A 19,595-nucleotide genomic window follows, 5' to 3' on the forward strand; every position below is an offset into this window, starting at 1 on the left:
GCCCGATACATCGGCAGAACCGGTGCTATACCTGCCAACGCTCGCCGAGCCCGATGGATGAACGGCCGGAATCGCGGATCAAGGAGGTTGGCATGCGTGCATTGCTGATTGCGCTTCTCGTGGTCGCCACCCCGCCACTGGCGGCCACCCCACCTGCTGCCACTGCGGATGAGGCGGATGCAACCTGGCGGCTCGTGGAGCGCTGGTCCTTGCAGCTGTCACGCTCTGACCTTGTCGCGCAGCTATCACCCCTGGCTCCGGCCGGCTCGCGTTCGGAAGCAAGAATGGGCCGGGGCGACAGCGCCACCATCGATCTGGCGCCATTCGTGGTCGCTGGGAGGATCAAGGGGCCCTCTGGCCAGATCTACACCGACGCATCGGGGCGAATCATCAAAGGCATTACGCTGCGGCTGAGCGGCGCCTGCATCTCGCGAAAGCAGATGGGTCGTCGCTACCCCGACTTCAATGTCCTTTCCGTGCCGTCAGGGCATAGCCTGGACGAGTCGACGGTGTTCGGCACAGTAGTGAACGGCATCCAGATCGGGTTCTCATTCTCCGAACATGACCGTGACTGCATGGACCAGCTCAAATTGAGCTGGCCTGGGGAGCGCTTCTGATTCCCACCGGCCTACCACCATGACGAACATGTTGCAGGACACGCACCACTGCCCTGCATCGTTCGTTGGTTTTTCGTAAAGAAGGTTTCATGTTCCGTTCGCATAGTGGCCATGCACCGGCACGCGTGCCCGTGACCACCCCCAATGCAACGGACCACCATGCAGACCCGACACCTGACGATCGCCGTGGCGATCGCGCTCTCCGCCGCCAGCGCCCATGCCGCCCCCGCCGCCGATACCGGCGCCAGCACCGATGCCGCGCTGAGCGCGCAGACGCTGGATACCGTCTCCGTTATCGGCCAGGGCGAGACCCGCCAGGTGCAGCGCATCACCACCGTCGACAAGCAGGTGCTGCCGCCGGGCACCAGCGGCCAGAAGATCCTCGACCGCCTGCCGGGCGTGTCGGTGCAGTCCAACGACGCCTTCGGTGCCAACGAAGAATCGCAGACCATCAGCCTGCGCGGCTTCGACAAGAGCCGCCTCGGCTATACGCTGGACGGCATCCCGCTGGGTGACAACAGCTACGGCAACTACAACGGCCTGAGCATTGCCCGCGCGATCATCGCCGAGAACCTGGCCGGTGCCGAGCTGTCGCAGGGCATCGGTTCGCTGGGCGTGGCCTCGACCAGCAACCTGGGCGGCACCATCCAGTACTTCTCGATGGATCCGTCCACCGAATTCGGCGGCCGCGCCAGCGTCACCGTCGGCGACGACAGCCAGCGCCGTGGCTACCTGCGCGTGGATACCGGCGACATCAACGGTTTCTCGGCCTACGTGTCCGGCGTGCATCAGGACCAGGACATGTGGGCCGCGCCGTACCAGAACCAGACCACTCGCCAGTTCAACGCCAAGGCGGTGTGGAATGTCGGCGACCACCGCTTCGGCGCGTTCGTGGCGACTTCGCGCGCCAGCCAGGCCAACTATGCCTACCTGTCCAAGGACATGCTGGCGCGCGGCCTGGGTTATGACTGGAACATCTATGCACCGGACTGGGATCGCGCCGTGGCCGCCGCGTACTGCGCGCCAGGCACGCTGGACCGCAGCAAGTGCAAGTTCAGTGGCGGCGTCAACAGCATCGACGACGCCTACTACCAGAGCCGCGCACTGCGTGACGACAACCTCTATTCGGTCGATGCCGACCTGCGCCTGGGCGAACAGGGCCGCCTGAAGCTGCTGGCCTATCACCATGACAACCGTGGCCAGGGCCACTGGTGGGCACCGGGCCAGCCGTCCTACCCGGGCACCGACAAGATGCTGCCGATCTCCATCCGCAGCACCAACTACACGATCAACCGCGATGGCCTGACCGCCGCGCTGTCGTGGACGGTGGGCATCCACGAACTGGAAGCCGGCCTGTGGTACGAGCAGAACGACCATAACGTGTCGCGCAACTTCTACTACATCAGCGGCCCGTTCCTGGACGACCTGTACCTGAAGAACCCGGACCGCCTGCTGTTCAACCAGGACTTCGACATCCGCACGCGCCAGTTCTACGTGCAGGACCGCATGCGCTTCCTGGACCAGCGCCTGACCGTGGATGTCGGTATCAAGAGCCCGAACACCCGCATGCGCGCAACCGCCCAGCCGGGCGTGGAAACCAGCATCGCCTCGGGCACGCTGACCGCCAAGAAGTCGGTACTGCCGCAGCTGGGCCTGGGCTTCAAGCTCAACGCCAACAACGAGCTGTTCGCCTCGTACGCCGAGAACATCGCCGCCTTCGTCGGTGGCGGCAGCGGTGGCCCGCTGCAGGTATCGCCGGAATCGTTCGCGGCCAGCGCCGGGCTCGAGCCGGAGAAGTCCAAGAGCCTGGAAGCGGGTTTCCGTACCTTCGGCGAGAAATACCAGGCCTCGATCGCCGCCTACAACGTGAAGTTCGACAACCGCCTGCTGTCGCTGAACCCGTGCTCGAGCATCGAAGTCGGCACGCGTCCGGAGTGCGTGACGCGCTTCATCAACGTCGGTTCGGTGAAGAGCCACGGTGCCGAGCTGACCTTCATCCTCAAGCCGATCGACGGCCTGCAGTGGTACAACGCGCTGTCCTGGAACAAGACCACCTACGAGGATGACTACACCTCGGGCGGTGCGATCGTGCCGGTGGCCGGCAAGATCACCGTGGATACGCCGCAGCGCATGGCGTCCAGCGAGATCAGCTGGAACCGCGATGGCTTCTTCGCCAGCCTGCGCGCCAAGTACACCGGCAAGCGCTACTACACGTACACCAACGACCAGTCGGTGCCGGGCGTGACCACCTTCGACGCCGGTGCGGGCTACGACTTCGGCCCGGGCCTGGGCCTGCGCAACGTGCGGGTGTCGTTGAACGCGACCAATCTGACCAACAAGCGCTATGCGGGGCAGCTGAGTTCGTTCGCGCCGACCGATCCGAAGGGCACGCGGTATGCGATCCATGCGAGCGCGCCGCGGCAGTTGTTCATGACGGTGGCGGCGGAGTTCTAAATCGAAAGCGGGCGCTGCGGCGCGTTGATTGTTCCTGCATGGCGCGGGTAGGCAGGCCCATGCAGGACACGCCGTAAACCCATCCATGGGGGCTCGATCGGCGCATCCATGCGCCTCACGGTCCTGCATGGGCCTGCCTACCCCCGCTGGACAGTTCCCCGCGCCGGCGCGGAGGGAATGGAAAGCAAGAGCAACAGCAAAAGCAAAGAGCCGGGCAATGCCCGGCTCTTTGCTTTTCAAGCGCAATCCCTCTGGTGGACCTGCTGCCGCGCCCGCAGGAAATTGTCTGGAGGAGGCGGGGCACCCTGGTCAGGACCGTTGGCGCCATGGATGGCGCCATCGAGCACCATGGAGGGGCTTTTGCGTGTCCTGACCAGGGTGCCCCGCCTCCTCCCAGCCGATAGCAGGCAGGCGCAGGAGGATCCGCCAACGCATTTCATTCCGGCGCCAGCTGGTCCATCCGTATCCGGTTGGCGAACAGCGAAAACGCCAGCATGCCGGCCAGGCCGTTCGCCCGGCTCACCCAGTGCGGCAGCCAGCGCGGCGGCTTCAGCACACCCGCTTCGAACAGCGGCGCGAACGCGATCGCATCGGCCAGGCTCATCTTGCCGGCAAACAACCAGCGGCAGACCTGCAGGCGGTCCTCGGCCAACATGTGGCGGAAGAAGGTATGCACCGACACCAGGCCGCGCAGGTACACCGTGTCCTTGGTGAAGGCCAGGCCACCGCTGGGCGGCACGCCGCGGAACACGCGCTGTGCCGAAGCGAAGCTTTCTTCGGCGTTCTGCCCGGCATCGCAGAAGTAGCGGAACACTTCGATGAAATCGGCGCCTTCGCGTGCCATGGCAATCGCTTCGGTACGCAGGCTGATGCGTTTCAGGCGCTCGATGTCGATGCTGCCGGTGATCTGTTCGGCGAAGGTAGCCAGCCCTTCCTGGGTGGCCGTCACCCGCGGCGAGGACAACGCCAGGCTGGGCAGCACCGGTTGTTCGCGGCCATTCAAGGCCGTCAGCGAATGCACCAGCGCTTCGTGGTGGAACAGCTGCGCGCGGTCGTAGGCACTGAAGCGCGCACTGGTGCGCAGGCGGATGCGGGTCGGTCCGGCAGCGGCCTTGGACACCAGCTCTGGATCGAGCTGCACCTGGATGATGCGCGATTCGAAGAACGCATCCAGGTCATTCTGCAGCTGCAGCTGCAGGGCAATGGCCGAGACCGGCACCTGCTCTTCCGGCGCCAGCAGTTCGTGATCGAGTTCGGCAGCAATCTGGATGAAGTGACGCGCCGCTTCGCGCGTGCTCGGGCCATTGCCTGGCAACGGCTGCTCGGGCGCGCCGAACAACTGCACCGAACAGGTATCGACCGCCGCCGTGCCCAACCCTTCCAGCAGCTGCGCGGCCAGGTCCCAGCTCTGCGCCGACTGGCGCACGTAGTGGCCCAGCGGATGAGTATCATCGCAGTCGGCGGCGATCGCAGCCAATGCGCGGCGCTCCTCGCTGAAATCCAGCCTCGGGTAATCCACCTTCGGCAGCACCGGCTGTCCACGTGCCACGCTGTCCAGGAACGGTGCCTGCAGCGTGGCCGGCCAGCTGGTCAGGCCCAGCAGGCGGATGCCCCCCACGGCCTCGACCAGGCGCGCATCGAGCGCTGCATGGTGGGCCACGTCACGGTCCAGCGTCGCGGTCGGTTCCATGGGCGGACTATAGCGCCCTGCTGTGTCCGGCGCTGCGCGCCGCCGCCCGAGCATCGGCTCGGGCGCTACAGGAAATGACTCCGCCGCGGACCCACTGTAAAGCCGAGCCCACGCCCGGCTGCTGTGCTACCGCCGGCGGTTCTTGCTCGCCGGGCGGAACTGCTGGCCCTTGCCCTTCCTGCCGCCACGCTCCTGCGCGGTCTCGGCCTGGCGAACAGCCAGCTTGGCCGCGGCGGCGGCCACTTCTTCCTTCAGCTTGAAGTAGTTCAGCAGCCGGCTCTCTTCAATCTCGCCGGCCTCGATCGCGGCACGTACCGCACAGCCCGGTTCCTGCTGGTGCTTGCAGTCGTTGAAACGGCACTGTGCGGCCAACGCTTCGATATCGGCGAAGCCACCTTCCGACAGCGTCTCTTCACCGGTCGGCTTCAGCTCGCGCATGCCGGGGGTGTCGATCAGGCAGGCGCCCGACGGCAGCGGCATCAGCGCGCGATGGGTGGTGGTGTGTCGTCCGCGCGAATCGTTGGCACGCACCGCGTTGGTCTTCATCCGCTGCTCGCCGAGCAGCGTGTTGGTCAACGTGGACTTGCCGGCACCGGACGAGCCCACCAGCACCACGGTGCGGCCCGGGCCCAGCCACGGTTGCAGCACGGCAACGCTGTCGGCATCCAGGCCATTGATCGCATGCAGCGCGATGCCCTGCATCTCCAGCTCTTCCAGCACCGCCAGCGCATCCTCGCTGTACTCGGTCTGGTCGGCCTTGGTCAGCACCACCACCGGTTCGGCACCGCCACCGCCGACCAGCAGCAGGTAGCGCTCGATGCGGCGCGGATTGAAGTCAGCGTCCAGGCCACAGACGATGAACACCGTATCGATGTTGGCCGCGATCACCTGCTGGTGGTAGTGCTCACCCGCGGCACCACGCTTGATCGCGGTGCGCCGTGGCAGCAGGGCGACGATGCGGATGCCATCGAGCAGCACCCAGTCGCCCACCGCCGGCCGTTCATGGCTGGGGAAGCGCGGGCGCTGCCATTCGGGCAGCGACTCGGCCTTGATCGATGCATCCGGGCCATCGGCCACCACGTAGTGGGTGCGGTGCTGTTCGATCACCCGTGCCGGGCGGGCCTGCGGGTGCGCGGCCATCGCGGCCTGCCAGTCAGCCTGCTGTGGCGGGCCCGGCCAGGGCCAGCCGATGGTCTGCAGGGCGATGAAATCGGGGGTCTGGGTCATCGCCGCCATTCTACCTGTGCCAGCGCCCTGCCAGCCCAGCAGTGACGGGCCCGGAGCCCTTGCCATGCAGTGCAGCAATTCCGGTAGGATGGAAGCCCCATGCCTTTTGACGGCCCAGCTCCCATGTCCACCACCTCGCCCAAGCCCCTGGCCATCCGCGAGCGCCTTTCCGAAGTGCGCTACGAAATCCGCGGAGAACTGGCGCGGCGAGCCCGGGAGCTGGAGGCGCAGGGCCGCAAGCTGATCAAGCTCAACATCGGAAACCCGGGCGCTTTCGGCTTCCGCGCGCCGGAGCACCTGCAACGCGCGATCGCCGACGACATGGGCCGCACCGACCCATACACCCACCAGCAGGGCCTGCCGGTGGCGCGCGAAGCCATCGCCAGCTACTACGCCCGCCGTGGCGCGCCCGATGCGCACCCGGACCGCGTCTTCCTCGGCAACGGCGTCAGCGAGCTGATCGACCTGTCGCTGCGTGCGCTGCTCAACCCGGGCGACGAAGTGCTGGTGCCCTCGCCCGACTACCCGCTGTGGTCGGCTTCGACCATCCTCAACGATGGCCGGCCGGTGTACTACCGCTGCGCGCCGGAGAACGGATTCCAGCCGGACCCGAGCGAGATCGAGACGCTGGTCTCTTCGCGCACCCGCGCCATCGTGCTGATCAATCCGAACAATCCCAGCGGCGCCAGCTACCCGCGCGAACTGCTGGAGCGCGTGGTGGAAATCGCGCGCCGCCACAACCTGCTGCTGCTGGTCGATGAGATCTACGACCAGATCCTGTACGACGACGCGGTGTTCCAGCCGGTCGCGCCGCTGGCCGGTGATCATCCGTGCCTGACCTTCAGTGGCCTGAGCAAGGTGCACCGCGCCTGCGGCTGGCGTGTGGGCTGGGCCCACCTCAGCGGTGACGATGCCCGCCTGGGCGACTTCCGCGCCGCGCTGGACCTGTTGGGCGCACTGCGCCTGTGCGCCAACGTGCCGGGCCAGTACGCCATCGAGGCGGCGGTGAACGGTCCGGACACCATCTCCGAGCTGTGCACGCCGGGCGGCCGCCTGTATGAAACCCGCCGCGCGGTGATCGAGGCCTGCGAAGCCAGCGAGCACCTGTCACTGGTCGCGCCGGCCGGCGCGCTGTATGCGTTCCCGGCCGTGGTCGGTGCCGCTGCGAAGGGCTTCGACGACCACGATTTCGCGCTGGACCTGATGAACAACGAAGGCGTGCTGGTGGTGCCGGGCTCAAGCTTCAACGTGCCCTACCGCCATCATTTCCGCGTGACCCTGATGCCGGAAGCTTCGGTGATGCGCGATGTGTTCGCCCGCATCGACCGTGTGCTGGCGCGGCGTGCCGAGGATGCGACCAAGGTCGTGCCGCTGAAGCCGCGCCGTTCGGTGGCCTGAGCCGTGGCATTGTCCTACCTGGCGCTGGGCGATTCGTACACCATCGGTGAAGCGGTTGCAGTCGAAGGCCGCTGGCCGCACCAGCTGGCCGCCGCCCTGCGTGCGCAGGGCATCGACCTGTCCAACCCGCAGACCATTGCGACCACCGGCTGGACCACTGACGAGCTCGATGCGGGTATCGACGCGACCGCACCGCAGGGTCCGTTCGATTTCGTCAGCCTGCTGATCGGCGTCAACAACCAGTACCGCGGGCGTCCTCTGGACGAATACCGCAGCCAGTTCCAGGCCCTGCTGCAGCGGGCGATCGGCTTCGCCGGCGGTGATGCCGGCCGCGTGCTGGTGCTGTCCTTCCCCGATTGGGGTGCCACCCCGTTCGGTGCCGGCAGTGGCCGCGACCTGGCCGCGATCGAGATCCAGACCGACGAGTTCAATGCCGCCGCCGAGGTGATCAGTACCCGGCACGGCGTGGCCTTCGTCGACATCACCGACATCAGCCGCGCACAGGGCGAAGACCCGACGATGATTGCCGAGGACGGCCTGCATCCTTCAGCGCGGATGTACGCGCTGTGGAGCGCACGCGCCCTTCCGGTGGCCACGCATCTGCTTGGCGGCACGGACTGAAGCGATGGACGGCACGCCACGGAACGGCCCGCCCCTGCCCTGTACTCCCCTGACGTCCCCGCAGGCTCGCTTGATCGCCGAAGCGTTCCGCCCGGCGCAGGCCTGGGGCAGCCGCCGCGACTACTACTACACCCGTAGCAAGCTCGGCAGCGATCCGCTGTACGACGGCGTGCTGCAGCATCTGCCTGACGACGGGCAGCCGGTGCTGGACCTCGGCTGCGGGCTGGGCCTGTTCGCCCATGTACTGCGCCAGCGCGGCGGCACCCAGCGCTACCTGGGCGTGGACGTGGATGCGGGCAAGATCGCCCGCGCGCAACGTGCCGCCGTCGAGCTGCATGACGTGCGCTTCGACTGCGTGGACGTGCAGGCGCCACTGCCGGCGCAGGCCGGGCACGTCCTGCTGCTGGACGTGCTGCAGTACCTGGACGCGGGCCCACAGCAGGCACTGCTGCGCGCGGCCAGTGCGCGGGTGGCTCCCGGCGGCTGCCTGCTGCTGCGCACGCCGCTGGCCACCGGCGATGGCCGCGACCGCACCACGCGGGTGGCGGACCGGCTGGCCTGGCTGGTCGGCTGGATGGGCACGCGGCCGCGCCACTACCCCGATCCAGAGGTGCTGCAGACGACGCTTGCCGAAGCGGGATTGCAGGTGACCGCCCCCCGGCCGCTGCATGGGCGTACGCCGTTCAACAGCTGGCTGCTGGGGGCACGCCGGAACCTGTAGCGCCGGGCCATGCCCGGCGAGCGCAGCGGCACCTGTGGCATCCGCCGGGCATGGCCCGGCGCTACCGCATACGTATCAGCCGGTAGGCAGCTGCGCCTTCAAGCCGCGCTCTTCCAACGCCTGCAGCACGCGCTCGATGATCACCAGATTGTGGCCGTGGGCGGCGCCTTCGTGCAGCAGCACGATGGCTCCTGGCCGCAGGTCGGGCAGCAAACGCGCCAGCACGCCCTCCGGCGTGCAGCCGACGCCGTCGTAACCGCGTGCACTCCAGCCCACGCGCACCAGGCCGAGCGCCTTCAACACCGGCGCCACGAACGGGTTGGTCATGCCCACCACCGAGCGATACCAGCGCACCGGATGCCCGCTCAGCGCCTGCAGCGCATGCTGGCAGCCTTCGATCTCGGCCCGCATCGCCGCTGGGCCCAGGCGCCAGAAGCGGGCCTGCGGGTGGCTGAGACTGTGATTGCCGAGATCGTGGCCACGGCGCAGGATCTCGGCCACCAGTTCCGGCTGCGCCAGCGCACGGTCCCCCACCAGGAAGAAGGTCGCACGCGCCTGGTGGCGGTCCAGGAGGTCGAGCACGGCACGGGTTTCCGGGCCGGGGCCGTCATCGATCGTCAGCCAGACACTGTTGCCAGCGTCCGGCACCCGGCTCAATACCGGCGCGTAGAAACGGCTGTTGGGCAGGAATATCGGCACCATGAACAGCGCGTGGCTGGCCACCATCAGCGGCAGGGCCCAGTGCCAGCCTGCCAGTACCCATACCAGGATCACGGCCAACTGCGACGCCACCAGCCAGGGCAGCCAGCGCCAGGGCCGGGTCGGGATGCGATGCAATGTTCCTGCGTTGCTCATCCCCCATGATGCCATGGGGGGTAGAATTGATGATTCGAATTCCCGGAACCCCGACGTCCATGTCCCTCGATCCCGCCCTGCGTTCGCGCATCGAATCCATCCTCAACGCCAACCGCGTCGTGCTGTTCATGAAGGGCCAGCCGTCGATGCCGCAGTGTGGCTTCTCGGCCAAGGCCGTGGGCGCGCTGCAGGACCTCGGTGTCGAGTTCGCCCACGTCAACGTGCTGGCCGACCAGGAAATCCGTGAAGGCATCAAGGCCTACGGCGACTGGCCGACCATCCCGCAGCTGTACATCGACGGCGAACTGGTCGGCGGCAGCGACATCGTGCTGCAGATGGCCGCCAGCGGCGAACTGAGCAGCGTGCTGGGCCTGGCCGCACCGGACCGCACCCCGCCGAGCATCACCGTCACCCCGGCCGCTGTGGAAATGCTCAAGGGCGCGCTGGCCGACGCTCCGGGCGCTGCCCTGCAGCTGACCATCGACGCCGGCTTCCAGCCGAACTTCCAGCTGGCCCCGCATGACGAAGGCGCGATCGCTGCCGAATCCAACGGCCTGCGCGTGCAGTTCGACCTGTCCAGCGCCCGTCGCGCCAACGGCATCACCATCGACTGGGTGGACGACATCCGCGGCAAGGGCCTGGCCATCGACAACCCGAACGCGCCGAAGCCGGTGCAGGAAATCAGCGTGCGTGATGCCGATGACCTGGTGCGTGCCGGCAACATCACCCTGGTGGACGTGCGCCCGGCCGACGAGCGTGAGATCGCCGCCGTGGGCGTGCCGTTCAAGAGCTTCGACGGCAACGGCCGTGCCGAGCTGGAAGCCCTGCCGAAGGACACCGCACTGGCCTTCATGTGCCACCACGGTGGCCGCAGTGCGCAGGCCGCCGAGCAGTTCCGCGCCCTCGGCTTCACCAAGGTGTTCAACGTCACCGGCGGCATCAACGCCTGGTCCGAAGACGTCGACAACGGCGTGCCGAAGTACTGATCGGCACTGAAAAAGGGGACGGAGGGGATTAAGTCGTTTGTGCCATAAACGTCTTAATCCCCTCCGTCCCCATTTTCTTAGCCGGCAAACCCGCCTTCGGCCAGGTAATCCAGCTCTTCCGCCGTGGGCAAGCGACCGAGCACGGCATTGCGATGCGGGAAGCGCCCGAAGCGGCGGATGATGTCGCGGTGCAGTTCGGCGTACTGCAGGTACTCCTTGTCACCCAGCACGTCGAACATCGCCACCGAACGGTCCTGGTCCAGCGGATCCTCGGAGTGCTCGAACGGCAGGTAGATGAAGGCGCGCAGCTTCGGTACCAGCTGCAGGTCCAGGCCTTCCTCGATGGCGCGCATGGCGTAATGCCGGGCCAGGCCATCGGTGGCGTAGGAGTGGGCGGTACCGCGGAAGCAGTTGCGCGGGAACTGGTCCAGCAGCAGCATCAGGGCCAGCGCCCCTTCGGCACTGCCCAGCCAATGCTCACGCCCGCGCGAAGCGGCGGCGAAATGCTCATCCAGAAACAACTGGCGGAACTGCGCGTCGAACGCATCATCGCGGGCGAACCACTTTGCAGGGCCCGCCTCGTTCCAGAATTCCACCACTTGCGCGGCAACGTCCATTACCTACTCCCAGGCCCGGACGCCCCGCGCCCGGCCTTCATCATCATTCGTCGAAGCGCAGGTGGCGGACCGACTTGCCGTTGCGCCGGATAAGCTTAAGCGCCTCGATACCGATCTGGATATGGTTTTCCACGAACTGGGAGCTGACCTTGGCATCGGAGGCTTCGGTCTTGACCCCGTCGGGGATCATCGGCTGGTCCGAGACCAGCAGCAGCGCGCCACTGGGGATGTGGTTGGCGAAGCCGGCGGCGAACACCGTGGCCGTTTCCATGTCGATGGCCATGCAGCGCATCGCCCGCAGCCGCTCCTTGAAGCCCTCGTCGTGTTCCCACACCCGGCGATTGGTGGTGTAGACCGTGCCGGTCCAGTAGTCGTGGCCGAGGTCGCGGATCATGGTCGAAACCGCACGCTGCAGGGCAAAGGCCGGCAGGGCCGGGACTTCCGGCGGCAGGTAATCGCCCGAGGTACCCTCGCCACGGATCGCAGCGATCGGCAGCACCAGGTCACCCAGCTGGTTCTTGCGCTTGAGGCCACCGCACTTGCCCAGGAACAGCACCGCCTTGGGCATCACCGCCGACAGCAGGTCCATGATGATCGCGGCATTGGGGCTGCCCATGCCGAAGTTGATCATGGTGATGCCATCGATGGTGGCACTGGCCATCGGCCGGTCCAGGCCGATGACCGGCGCGCCGGTCAGCTCGGAGAACGTATGCAGGTAGCCCCCGAAGTTGGTCAGCAGGATGTGCTGGCCGAACTGGTCCAAGGGCACGCCGGTATACCGGGGCAGCCAGTTGTCGACGATTTCCTGCTTGCTCTTCATGGGCGGTCCGGTACGGCGGGGGACCGGGTATTTTCAGCCACCCGGCCGGTGCCGTCGAGCTACCGTCGGCAGGCCTGTGAAGAAGGTCACTTGGCAAGCCCGCCGCCTCCGGGCTAGCGTCGGCGGTTGGACCAGGCTGCAAGGGGAACTGCATGGCATCGACGTTGTTGCGCGCTGGGGTAGCCCTGGCACTGCTTTCATTGAGCACGGCTCCGGCGGTGGGCGCCTCGCGCTTCGTCGCCGATCCCTACCCCAGCACCTACCAGGCCCATCCTGATGCGCCGGTACTGATCCAGAACGCCACGGTGCTGATCGGTACCGGCCAGCGCCTGGACAACGCCGACGTGCTGCTGCGCGACGGCCGCATCGTCGCCGTCGGTCGCCAACTGCAGGCCGATGCCGGTGTCACCCGCATCGATGCGCAGGGCAAGTGGGTCACCCCCGGGCTGATCGACGTGCATTCGCATCTGGGTGTATACCCCAGCCCCGGCGTCGGCGCGCACAGCGACGGCAACGAGATGACCGCACCGGTCACCGCCAACGTCTGGGCCGAACACTCGGTGTGGCCTCAGGACCCAGGCTTCGCCACGGCACTGGCCGGCGGCGTGACCAGCATGCAGGTGCTGCCCGGCTCGGCCAACCTGGTGGGTGGCCGCGGCGTGACCCTGAAGAACGTCCCGGCCATCACCTACCAGGCGATGAAGTTCCCCGGCGCACCATGGGGCCTGAAGATGGCCTGCGGCGAGAACCCCAAGCGGGTCTATGGCGAAGGCAAGGGCGTCACACCGGCCACGCGCATGGGCAACGTGGCCGGCTACCGTGCCGCCTTCATCGATGCCGCCGACTACATCGCCAAGAACACGCCCAAGCCGGCCAAGCGCAAGGGCTGGTTCGGCAGCGACAAGGGCGACAGCGCCGGGGATGCAGGCGGCAAGCGCGATCTCAAGCTGGACACGCTGGCCGGCGCCATCGAAGGCGACATCCGCGTGCACATCCACTGCTACCGCACCGACGAGATGGCCACCATGCTCGATCTGGCCAAGGAATTCGGCTTCAAGGTGGCCGCTTTCCACCACGGCGTGGAGGCCTACAAGCTGGCCGACCGGCTGGCCGCCGACGGCGTCTGCGGCGCACTCTGGGCCGACTGGTGGGGCTTCAAGATGGAAGCCTTCGACGGCATTCCCGAGAACATCGCGCTGGTCGACCGGCCGAAGAACAGCTGTGCCATCGTCCATTCCGATTCACCCGAAGGCATCCAGCGCCTGAACCAGGAAGCGGCCAAGGTAATGGCGTCCGCGCGCCGCGCGCGCATGCCGGAGATCACGCCCGAGCACGCCATCACCTGGATGACCGCCAACGCCGCCAAGGCGCTGGGCATCGAGGACCAGACCGGCACCCTGGAGGCCGGCAAGATGGCCGATGTGGTGGTGTGGAACGGCAACCCCTTCAGTTCGTATGCACTGGCTGAGCAGGTCTTCATTGATGGCCGCAGGTTGTACGACCGCAGTGCACCGGCAGCGACGCCGCGTTCTGATTTCCAGCTTGGCCAGGAGGTGCGCTGATGGTGGTGCTCAAGCAGTTGACGCAGTCTGCCGCGAAGGGCAGCCGGGCATGGTTCGGCGCTACTGTCATGGTGCTGGCCTGCATCTCCGCATCCGCACAGGCACAGGACCTGCTGGTGCGCAACGCGACGGTGCATACGGCCAGCGCGCGCGGCAGCCTGCAGAACGCGGACGTGCTGGTGCAGGGCGGCATCATCCGCGCGGTGGGCAACGGCCTGTCAGCGCCTGCCGGCGCCACCGTGATCGAGGCCAATGGCCGCCCCCTGACGCCGGCGCTGTTCGGCGGTATCACCGAAACCGGCATCGAAGAGGTCTCGGGTGAATCGAGCACGGTGGACAGTTCGTTGAAGCTCGGTGAGCAACCACTGCGTCCGGAATTCGACGTCACCCTCGCCTACAACCCGGCCTCGGTGCTGATTCCGGTCACGCGCCTGGAAGGCATCGGCTTCACTGCGTTGGGCGCTGCCACCGGCGGTGGTTTCGTGGCTGGCCAGGGCGGCGTGATGCGGTTGGACGGCAGCGCCGACCCGATCGGCCCGCGCGCCCTGTTCCTGCGCATTGGCGCAGCGGCATCCGAGCTGACCGGGCATTCGCGCGCCGCGCAATGGATGCTGCTGCAGCAGATGGTCGACGAAGCACGCGGACAGGTGGCTGCGGACTCGCCGCATGCGCTGCTGACCCCGGCCGGGCGCCGCACGCTCAGCCGCTATCTGGCCGGCCAGGGCCGCATCGTGGTGGAGGTCGATCGTGCCTCGGACATCCGCCAGCTGCTGCGCTGGGCCGCGCGCGAGAAGGTGAAGATCGCCATCGCCGGTGCCAGCGAAGCGTGGCAGGTCGCGCCGGAGCTGGCCGCCGCACAGGTGCCGGTGTTCGTCGACGTGCTGGCCAACCTGCCGGCCAGCTTCGACCAGATCGGCGCCACCCTGGAAAATGCCGCACGCCTGCAACGCGCCGGCGTGCCGGTGTCGTTCGTGCAGCGCGGCGACGCCACCCACAACGCGCGCAAGATGCGCCAGCTGGCCGGCAACGCGGTGGCCAACGGTTTGCCGTGGGCCGATGGCCTGGCCGGGCTGACCCGGGTGCCGGCGCAGGCGTTCGGGGTGGCCGACCAGATCGGCAGCATCGAGCCGGGCAAGCGTGCCGACCTCGTGCTGTGGGAGGGCGACCCGCTGGATGTGGCGCACTACGCCGAACAGGTCTGGCTGGGCGGCCGTGCGATGCCGATGCGCTCGCGCCAGACCGACCTGCGCGACCGCTACCTGCAGCGCAACGCGCAGCCCTGACCGCACACGAGGACACACCGATGGCGACATTGCGCTGGTACTTCGACTTCGTCTCGCCCTATTCCTACCTGCACTGGCAGAAGCTGAAGCAGTTGCCACAGTTCGGGCAGATCCAGACCGTGCCGATCGCCTTCGGTGCGGTACTGCATCACCTGGGCAACCTGGGCCCGGCCGAGATTCCGGCCAAGCGTCGTTTCATCTACCGCCAGCTGCTATGGAACGCACAGGCCGAGGGCACGCCCCTGCACTTCCCGCCGGGCCACCCATTCAACCCGCTGTCCGCCCTGCGCCTGTGCCTGGCCGCTGGCGCCAGCACGCAAGCGGTGGACGTGCTGTTCGACTGGATCTGGCGCGAAGGCCACGCGGGCGACAGCCCTGAGGCCCTGCGCGAACCGGCCGCGCGGCTGGGTATCGAGGATGTCGCCAGTGCCACCGCCGACCCGGCGGTGAAGGAGCAGCTGCGGCGCAACACAGAGGCCGCGATCGCGGCCGGCGTGTTCGGGGTACCCACCCTGGCCATCGGCGACGAGCTGTTCTGGGGCAACGACGCGCACCCGCTGATGGCAGCGGTGCTGGCCGATCCGGGTCTGCTGCGGCAGCCCGAATGGCAGCGCTTGGCCAACCTGCCGGTGGCGGTGCAGCGCAGTCGCTGAACAGGGCGTGGCGCGTTTCCCTCGCGCGCCGCGCTGGGATTTGAGATAGATTTCACGTTTCCGAACCTACAACCGCCCTGGAGGGGGAGCCGCGGATGCGCATCGGAATCGTCGTCGACTCGGCCTGCGACCTGCCGCCGGACTTCATCGCCACACACAACATCGTGCTGCTGCCGATCACCGTACGGATCGGCGAAGCCGTGCTGGCCGATCACCGCGATGAGCAGGCCACGCTGAGCTTCCTGCACGCGCACGTGGCCGAGCACGGCGCTGAAGCGGAGACCATCCCCTTCAGCGTCAACCAGATCCGCGACCTGTTCCTGCAGCAGCTGGTGATCGATTACGACCACGTGTTCTGCATGACCATCACCAAGACCCGCAGCCCGATCCACGACAACGCGCTGCAGGCCAGCTTCGCCATCCTCAACGACTACAAACCGGTGCGTCAGGCAGCGGGCTACAACTCGCCGTTCGCGCTGCGCGTGCTCGATACCCAGAACCTGTTCGCCGCCCAGGCAGTGACCGCGGTGGAAGCCGTGCGCCTGCGCGACAGCAATGCCAGCGTGCAGCAGATCCGTGAGCGGCTGGAGGAACTGGCCAGCAACGTGCACGGCTACATGGTCACCCGTGACCTGTACTACATGCGCGCGCGTGCGCGGCACAAAGGTGACCGCAGCGTTGGCCTGCTCAGCGCGGCACTGGGCAGCGCACTGGACATCAAGCCGGTGCTGCATGGCTACCGCGGCGAGACCGGGCCGGTCGCCAAGATCAAAGGCTTCGACAACGCCGTGCAGAAGCTGTTCGCGGTGGTCGGTCAGCGCGTGCGTGCCGGGCTGATGACACCGACGGTGTGCGTCAGCTACGGCGGCGAACTGGACGAGCTGCGCACCCTGCCCGGCTATGCACAGATGAAGGAGGTCTGCGCCGGCCACGGCGTGACCGTGTACGAATCGGTGATGAGCCTGACCGGCATGGTCAACGTCGGCAAGGGCGCGGTCACCGTGGGCTTCGCCGATGGGCCACATCGGTTTGAATGAAGGCCAACCGTGGCGGGAATCTGCACATCGATTCCACCACGACTGTGCCAGCCTTGCCGCACTTCAAGGAGAACTCCATGCCTGCGCAGTACCACATCAGCCTGCCCGACCCGTCCAAGGCCCGCGGCAACGATCCTGACCTGTCCTTCCATTCGCAGGGCGCCGCCGGTTTCGCCGAAGAGCTGCAGGACGCCCTGCGCAGCGGCACGCTGTTCGAGCGCTGGAAGGCCAAGCAGCCCGACCCGGATGCGGTGGAACCGCAGTGGGGCGTGACCGATCCGGATGCCACCGTGACCGGCGAGCAGAAGGACCTGCGCATCAACCTCGTCGCCACCACCCGCATCGACAGCGACGTGTTCAAGCAGCGCCTGCGCCTGCTGGCCGGCAGCCACTGGGAACTGCGCGACGTGCGTTGAGGCACCCGCCCGCCGGGCATGGCCCGGCGCTACCTGCCCCGCCCTGGTAGATGCCAACCTTGGTTGGCGCTTCTGCAAAAACTGCCAACCAAGGTTGGCAACTACCGACGAACCGCCGGGCATGGCCCGGCGTTTCCATTTCCCTACCAGCCACCGCCCAGCGCGCGGTACAGCTCCACCCGCGCGATTGCCGCCGTAGCCTGGCTGTTGGCCAGTGCGGCCTGGTTGTCCAGTGCGATGCGCTGGGTGGTCAGCACGTCCAGCATGTCGACCACGCCGGCCTGGTACTGCCGGCGCGCCGCACCGAGCGCGGTCTCGCTTTCGTCCACCGCCACGTGCAGCTGCACGGTGCGCTGCTGTTCGGCGGCGTAGCCATCGATGGCGTCGTCCACTTCATGCCAGGCCTGCAGCACCGTGCGCTGGAACTGCAGCGACGACTGTTGCTGCTGCAGCTTGCTCAACGCGAGGTTGGCCTTGAGCCTGCCGCCTTGGAAGATCGGCAGGCTGATCGACGGCCCGATGCTGAAACGGTGTGCGTTCCAGCCATCCAGATCATCCAGCTGCCTGGCCTGGAAGCCAGCGTCGCCATTCAAGGTGATACGCGGCAGGAAACTGGCCTTGGCCACGCCGATGCCGGCCGTTGCGGCATGCAACGCCGCTTCGGCGCGACGGATGTCAGGGCGACGCTCGGTCAGTTCGCTGGGCAGCCCCACCGCCACGGCCGGCAGTGCGGGCCAGTCACGGCATGCATTCTGCAGCTGCGCATCCAGTGCCTGCGGAGGCTGCGCCAGCAGGAACGCCAGTGCATTGCGCAGCTGCGATTCACGATGCCGCAGCGGCGCGATGCGTGCCTGCAACGATGCCACCTGCGCGGACGCGCTGGACACCTGCAGCGTGCTGGCCACGCCCTGGCGTTGGCGTGCTTCGGTCAGGCGCTTGATGTCGTGGGCGATGCCGAGGTTGTCCTCGGTGATCGCCAGCAGCTGCCGCGTCGCGCGCAGCTGCAGATAATCACGCGCAGTTTCCGCCAGCAGCGCGATGCGCACTGCGTGTGCATCCTCCTCGGCCATCTGCACGCGTGCATCGGCGGCTTCCACCTGGCGGCGCACCCGTCCCCACAGATCCAGTTCCCAGCTCAGGCCGATGCCGGCCTGGAACAGCCCATAGTCATCACGACCGCCGTTGCCGGACGGATCGTTCAAGCCCACCTCGCTGTTGCGTGCGCGTGCGCCGCTGGCGGTTGCGCTGACGCTGGGCAGACGGTTGGCGGCGCTGATGCCACGCGCGGCGCGGCTCTGCTGCACGCGGTTGGCCGCCAGCTGCAGGTCCAGGTTGGCCTCCAGCACCTGGCTGGCCAGCTGTCCGAGCAGTGGGTCGTCGAAGCCGGCCCACCAGGCGGCGTCCTGATCGATCGCGTTGCCCGCGACGGCCTCGCCCCGCCAGTGACTGGGCAGTTCCGCCTGAGGACGTACGAAGTCCGGACCCATCGTGCAGGCAGCCAGGGCCGTGCACAGGCTGGCCGCAACGAAGGTGCTGCGGAACAAGGCAACTGCGCTCATGCGCCCTCCCCGGCCGCATGGCCCGGACTGTGCTTCACGCTCTGCGCGCGCGCGCGGCTGCCCAGGTCGACACTGGCTTCCACCGACATGCCGGCACGCAGCTGGTCCAGCAGCGGCTGGCCCGGCTCCAGCACGATCTTCACCGGAATACGCTGCACCACCTTGGTGAAGTTGCCGGTGGCATTCTCCGGTGCGACAGCGGCGAAGGTGACGCCGGTGGCCGGCGCGATGCTGTCGATGTGCCCGCGCAGTGGCTTGCCCGGGAACAAGTCCACCTTCAGTTCGACCTGCTGGCCGGACTGCATGCGGGTCATCTGTGTTTCCTGGAAGTTGGCGACCACGAAGGCACGCTTCAGCGGCACCACCGCGGCCACCGGTGTACCCGGGGTCAGGTAGGCACCTACGCGCACTGCTCGACGACCGACCACGCCGTCGATCGGTGCACGCAGCACGGTGTGCGACAGATCCAGTTCTGCGCGGGCCTGCGCCGCTTCCGCGCGTTGCACCGCGGCCTGCGCAGCCTGCACACCGGCGGTCAGGATGTCGGTGCGCTGGCGCGCGGTCGACAGCGCCGCCTGGCCCTGCTGCAGGTGGGCACTGGCCACGGCCTGCTTCGACTGCGCCTGCTGCGCGTTCTGCACGGTTCCGGCGCCGTCACGGGCCAGTTCGCGGTAGCGCTGCTGGTCGGCACTGGCCAGGGTCAGTTCGGAACGGCTGACATCGACACTGGCCCTGGCCTGCGCGATCAGCGAATCCTGCTGGGCCAGTGCGGCCTGTGCGTTGGCGAGCTGTGCGCGGGCATTGGCAAGGTCGGCACGGGCCGCCTGCAGGGCGACCTGGTAGTCACGGTCGTCGATGCGGGCAAGCACGTCGCCGGCCTTCACCGACTGGTTGTCCTCCACCTCCACGGCACTGACGAAGCCGGGAATTTTCGGAGCCACCAGGGTGTAGTCGGCCACCACGTACGCATTGTTGGTGCTCTGGTGGCCAGAGTCGCGCAGCAGCAGCCAGGCGCCGATGGCCAGGGCCAGTACGCCCAGGCCCAGGCCGGTGTGAAGAGTGGTTCGATTGATCGTCAT

18 protein-coding genes are annotated in these 19,595 nt (G+C 67.5%); 11 read left to right on the plus strand and 7 right to left on the minus strand.

Translation table 11 applies throughout. The annotated features are described in order from the left end of the window. Positions 1 to 92 precede the first annotated feature (92 nt). Both AC5P6E_RS01385 and AC5P6E_RS01390 read left to right on the plus strand, forming a co-directional pair. Complete coding sequence (locus AC5P6E_RS01385) at positions 93 to 617, plus strand: hypothetical protein (protein ID WP_010480836.1); 525 nt, start codon at positions 93 to 95, stop codon at positions 615 to 617. 159 nt (positions 618 to 776) lie between these two features. Further along, complete coding sequence (locus AC5P6E_RS01390; protein WP_495230622.1) at positions 777 to 3,071, plus strand: TonB-dependent receptor; 2,295 nt, start codon at positions 777 to 779, stop codon at positions 3,069 to 3,071. Positions 3,072 to 3,507: 436 nt separating this feature from the next. On the opposite strand, the gene AC5P6E_RS01395 is transcribed toward AC5P6E_RS01390, so the two are convergent. Both AC5P6E_RS01395 and rsgA read right to left on the minus strand, forming a co-directional pair. Then, a complete protein-coding gene (locus AC5P6E_RS01395) occupies positions 3,508 to 4,761 on the minus strand; it encodes a flavohemoglobin expression-modulating QEGLA motif protein (protein ID WP_049411678.1) in 1,254 nt (417 codons plus the stop codon). Between the two features lie 126 nt (positions 4,762 to 4,887). Beyond that, on the minus strand, positions 4,888 to 5,997 hold the full coding sequence (rsgA, locus tag AC5P6E_RS01400; protein WP_010480839.1) for a ribosome small subunit-dependent GTPase A: 1,110 nt from the start codon (positions 5,995 to 5,997) through the stop codon (positions 4,888 to 4,890). A 114-nt stretch (positions 5,998 to 6,111) separates the two neighbouring features. Here rsgA and AC5P6E_RS01405 point away from each other — a divergent pair, with 114 nt between their 5' ends. From AC5P6E_RS01405 to AC5P6E_RS01415, 3 genes are read left to right on the plus strand one after another with little or no spacing between them, the layout of a single operon-like run. Further along, a complete protein-coding gene (locus AC5P6E_RS01405) occupies positions 6,112 to 7,386 on the plus strand; it encodes a pyridoxal phosphate-dependent aminotransferase (protein ID WP_010480840.1) in 1,275 nt (424 codons plus the stop codon). Positions 7,387 to 7,389: 3 nt separating this feature from the next. Continuing rightward, on the plus strand, positions 7,390 to 8,007 hold the full coding sequence (locus AC5P6E_RS01410; protein WP_019338543.1) for an SGNH/GDSL hydrolase family protein: 618 nt from the start codon (positions 7,390 to 7,392) through the stop codon (positions 8,005 to 8,007). Positions 8,008 to 8,011: 4 nt separating this feature from the next. Next, on the plus strand, positions 8,012 to 8,728 hold the full coding sequence (locus AC5P6E_RS01415) for a class I SAM-dependent methyltransferase (protein WP_313412826.1): 717 nt from the start codon (positions 8,012 to 8,014) through the stop codon (positions 8,726 to 8,728). A 75-nt stretch (positions 8,729 to 8,803) separates the two neighbouring features. Here the strand turns inward: AC5P6E_RS01415 and AC5P6E_RS01420 are convergent, their stop codons facing one another. Then, positions 8,804 to 9,583, minus strand: coding sequence for a polysaccharide deacetylase family protein (locus tag AC5P6E_RS01420; RefSeq protein WP_019336485.1), 780 nt, complete (start codon positions 9,581 to 9,583; stop codon positions 8,804 to 8,806). Between the two features lie 59 nt (positions 9,584 to 9,642). Between AC5P6E_RS01420 and grxD the strand changes: the two genes are divergently transcribed. Continuing rightward, positions 9,643 to 10,569, plus strand: coding sequence for a Grx4 family monothiol glutaredoxin (gene grxD, locus AC5P6E_RS01425; RefSeq protein ID WP_029550659.1), 927 nt, complete (start codon positions 9,643 to 9,645; stop codon positions 10,567 to 10,569). A gap of 77 nt (positions 10,570 to 10,646) precedes the next feature. On the opposite strand, the gene AC5P6E_RS01430 is transcribed toward grxD, so the two are convergent. Further along, positions 10,647 to 11,186: a DUF924 family protein gene (locus AC5P6E_RS01430; RefSeq protein ID WP_019336483.1), complete on the minus strand. Its 540-nt coding sequence runs from the start codon at positions 11,184 to 11,186 to the stop codon at positions 10,647 to 10,649. Positions 11,187 to 11,229: 43 nt separating this feature from the next. Beyond that, positions 11,230 to 12,006 (minus strand): AMP nucleosidase, encoded by a 777-nt coding sequence (locus tag AC5P6E_RS01435; RefSeq protein ID WP_010480853.1) that lies wholly within the window; start codon positions 12,004 to 12,006, stop codon positions 11,230 to 11,232. Between the two features lie 152 nt (positions 12,007 to 12,158). Here AC5P6E_RS01435 and AC5P6E_RS01440 point away from each other — a divergent pair, with 152 nt between their 5' ends. The 5 genes from AC5P6E_RS01440 to AC5P6E_RS01460 all read left to right on the plus strand — a co-directional run bounded on the left by AC5P6E_RS01440 (position 12,159) and on the right by AC5P6E_RS01460 (position 16,957). Continuing rightward, complete coding sequence (locus tag AC5P6E_RS01440) at positions 12,159 to 13,568, plus strand: amidohydrolase (RefSeq protein WP_495230624.1); 1,410 nt, start codon at positions 12,159 to 12,161, stop codon at positions 13,566 to 13,568. Next, positions 13,568 to 14,851 carry an amidohydrolase family protein gene (locus AC5P6E_RS01445; RefSeq protein WP_019336481.1) on the plus strand — a complete coding sequence of 428 codons (1,284 nt, stop codon included), beginning with the start codon at positions 13,568 to 13,570 and terminating at the stop codon, positions 14,849 to 14,851. Before AC5P6E_RS01440 ends, AC5P6E_RS01445 begins: the two co-directional genes overlap by 1 nt. Positions 14,852 to 14,871: 20 nt before the next feature. Beyond that, positions 14,872 to 15,504, plus strand: a complete 633-nt coding sequence (locus tag AC5P6E_RS01450; protein ID WP_019336480.1) for a DsbA family protein — start codon at positions 14,872 to 14,874, stop codon at positions 15,502 to 15,504. Positions 15,505 to 15,599: 95 nt separating this feature from the next. Beyond that, positions 15,600 to 16,541 (plus strand): DegV family protein, encoded by a 942-nt coding sequence (locus tag AC5P6E_RS01455; RefSeq protein ID WP_019336479.1) that lies wholly within the window; start codon positions 15,600 to 15,602, stop codon positions 16,539 to 16,541. Between the two features lie 77 nt (positions 16,542 to 16,618). Next, entirely contained in the window at positions 16,619 to 16,957 is a 339-nt protein-coding gene (locus tag AC5P6E_RS01460) for a hypothetical protein (protein WP_005414449.1), read from the plus strand. Between the two features lie 143 nt (positions 16,958 to 17,100). Here AC5P6E_RS01460 and AC5P6E_RS01465 read toward each other — a convergent pair whose 3' ends face one another. Both AC5P6E_RS01465 and AC5P6E_RS01470 read right to left on the minus strand, forming a co-directional pair. Then, on the minus strand, positions 17,101 to 18,516 hold the full coding sequence (locus AC5P6E_RS01465) for an efflux transporter outer membrane subunit (protein WP_019336477.1): 1,416 nt from the start codon (positions 18,514 to 18,516) through the stop codon (positions 17,101 to 17,103). Beyond that, the gene (locus AC5P6E_RS01470) at positions 18,513 to 19,595 is read right to left on the minus strand and encodes an HlyD family secretion protein (protein WP_019336476.1); all 1,083 of its coding nucleotides are present in this window, start codon (positions 19,593 to 19,595) and stop codon (positions 18,513 to 18,515) included. Before AC5P6E_RS01470 ends, AC5P6E_RS01465 begins: the two co-directional genes overlap by 4 nt.

This window comes from Stenotrophomonas sp. YJH_SMC_16, from assembly GCF_059367875.1.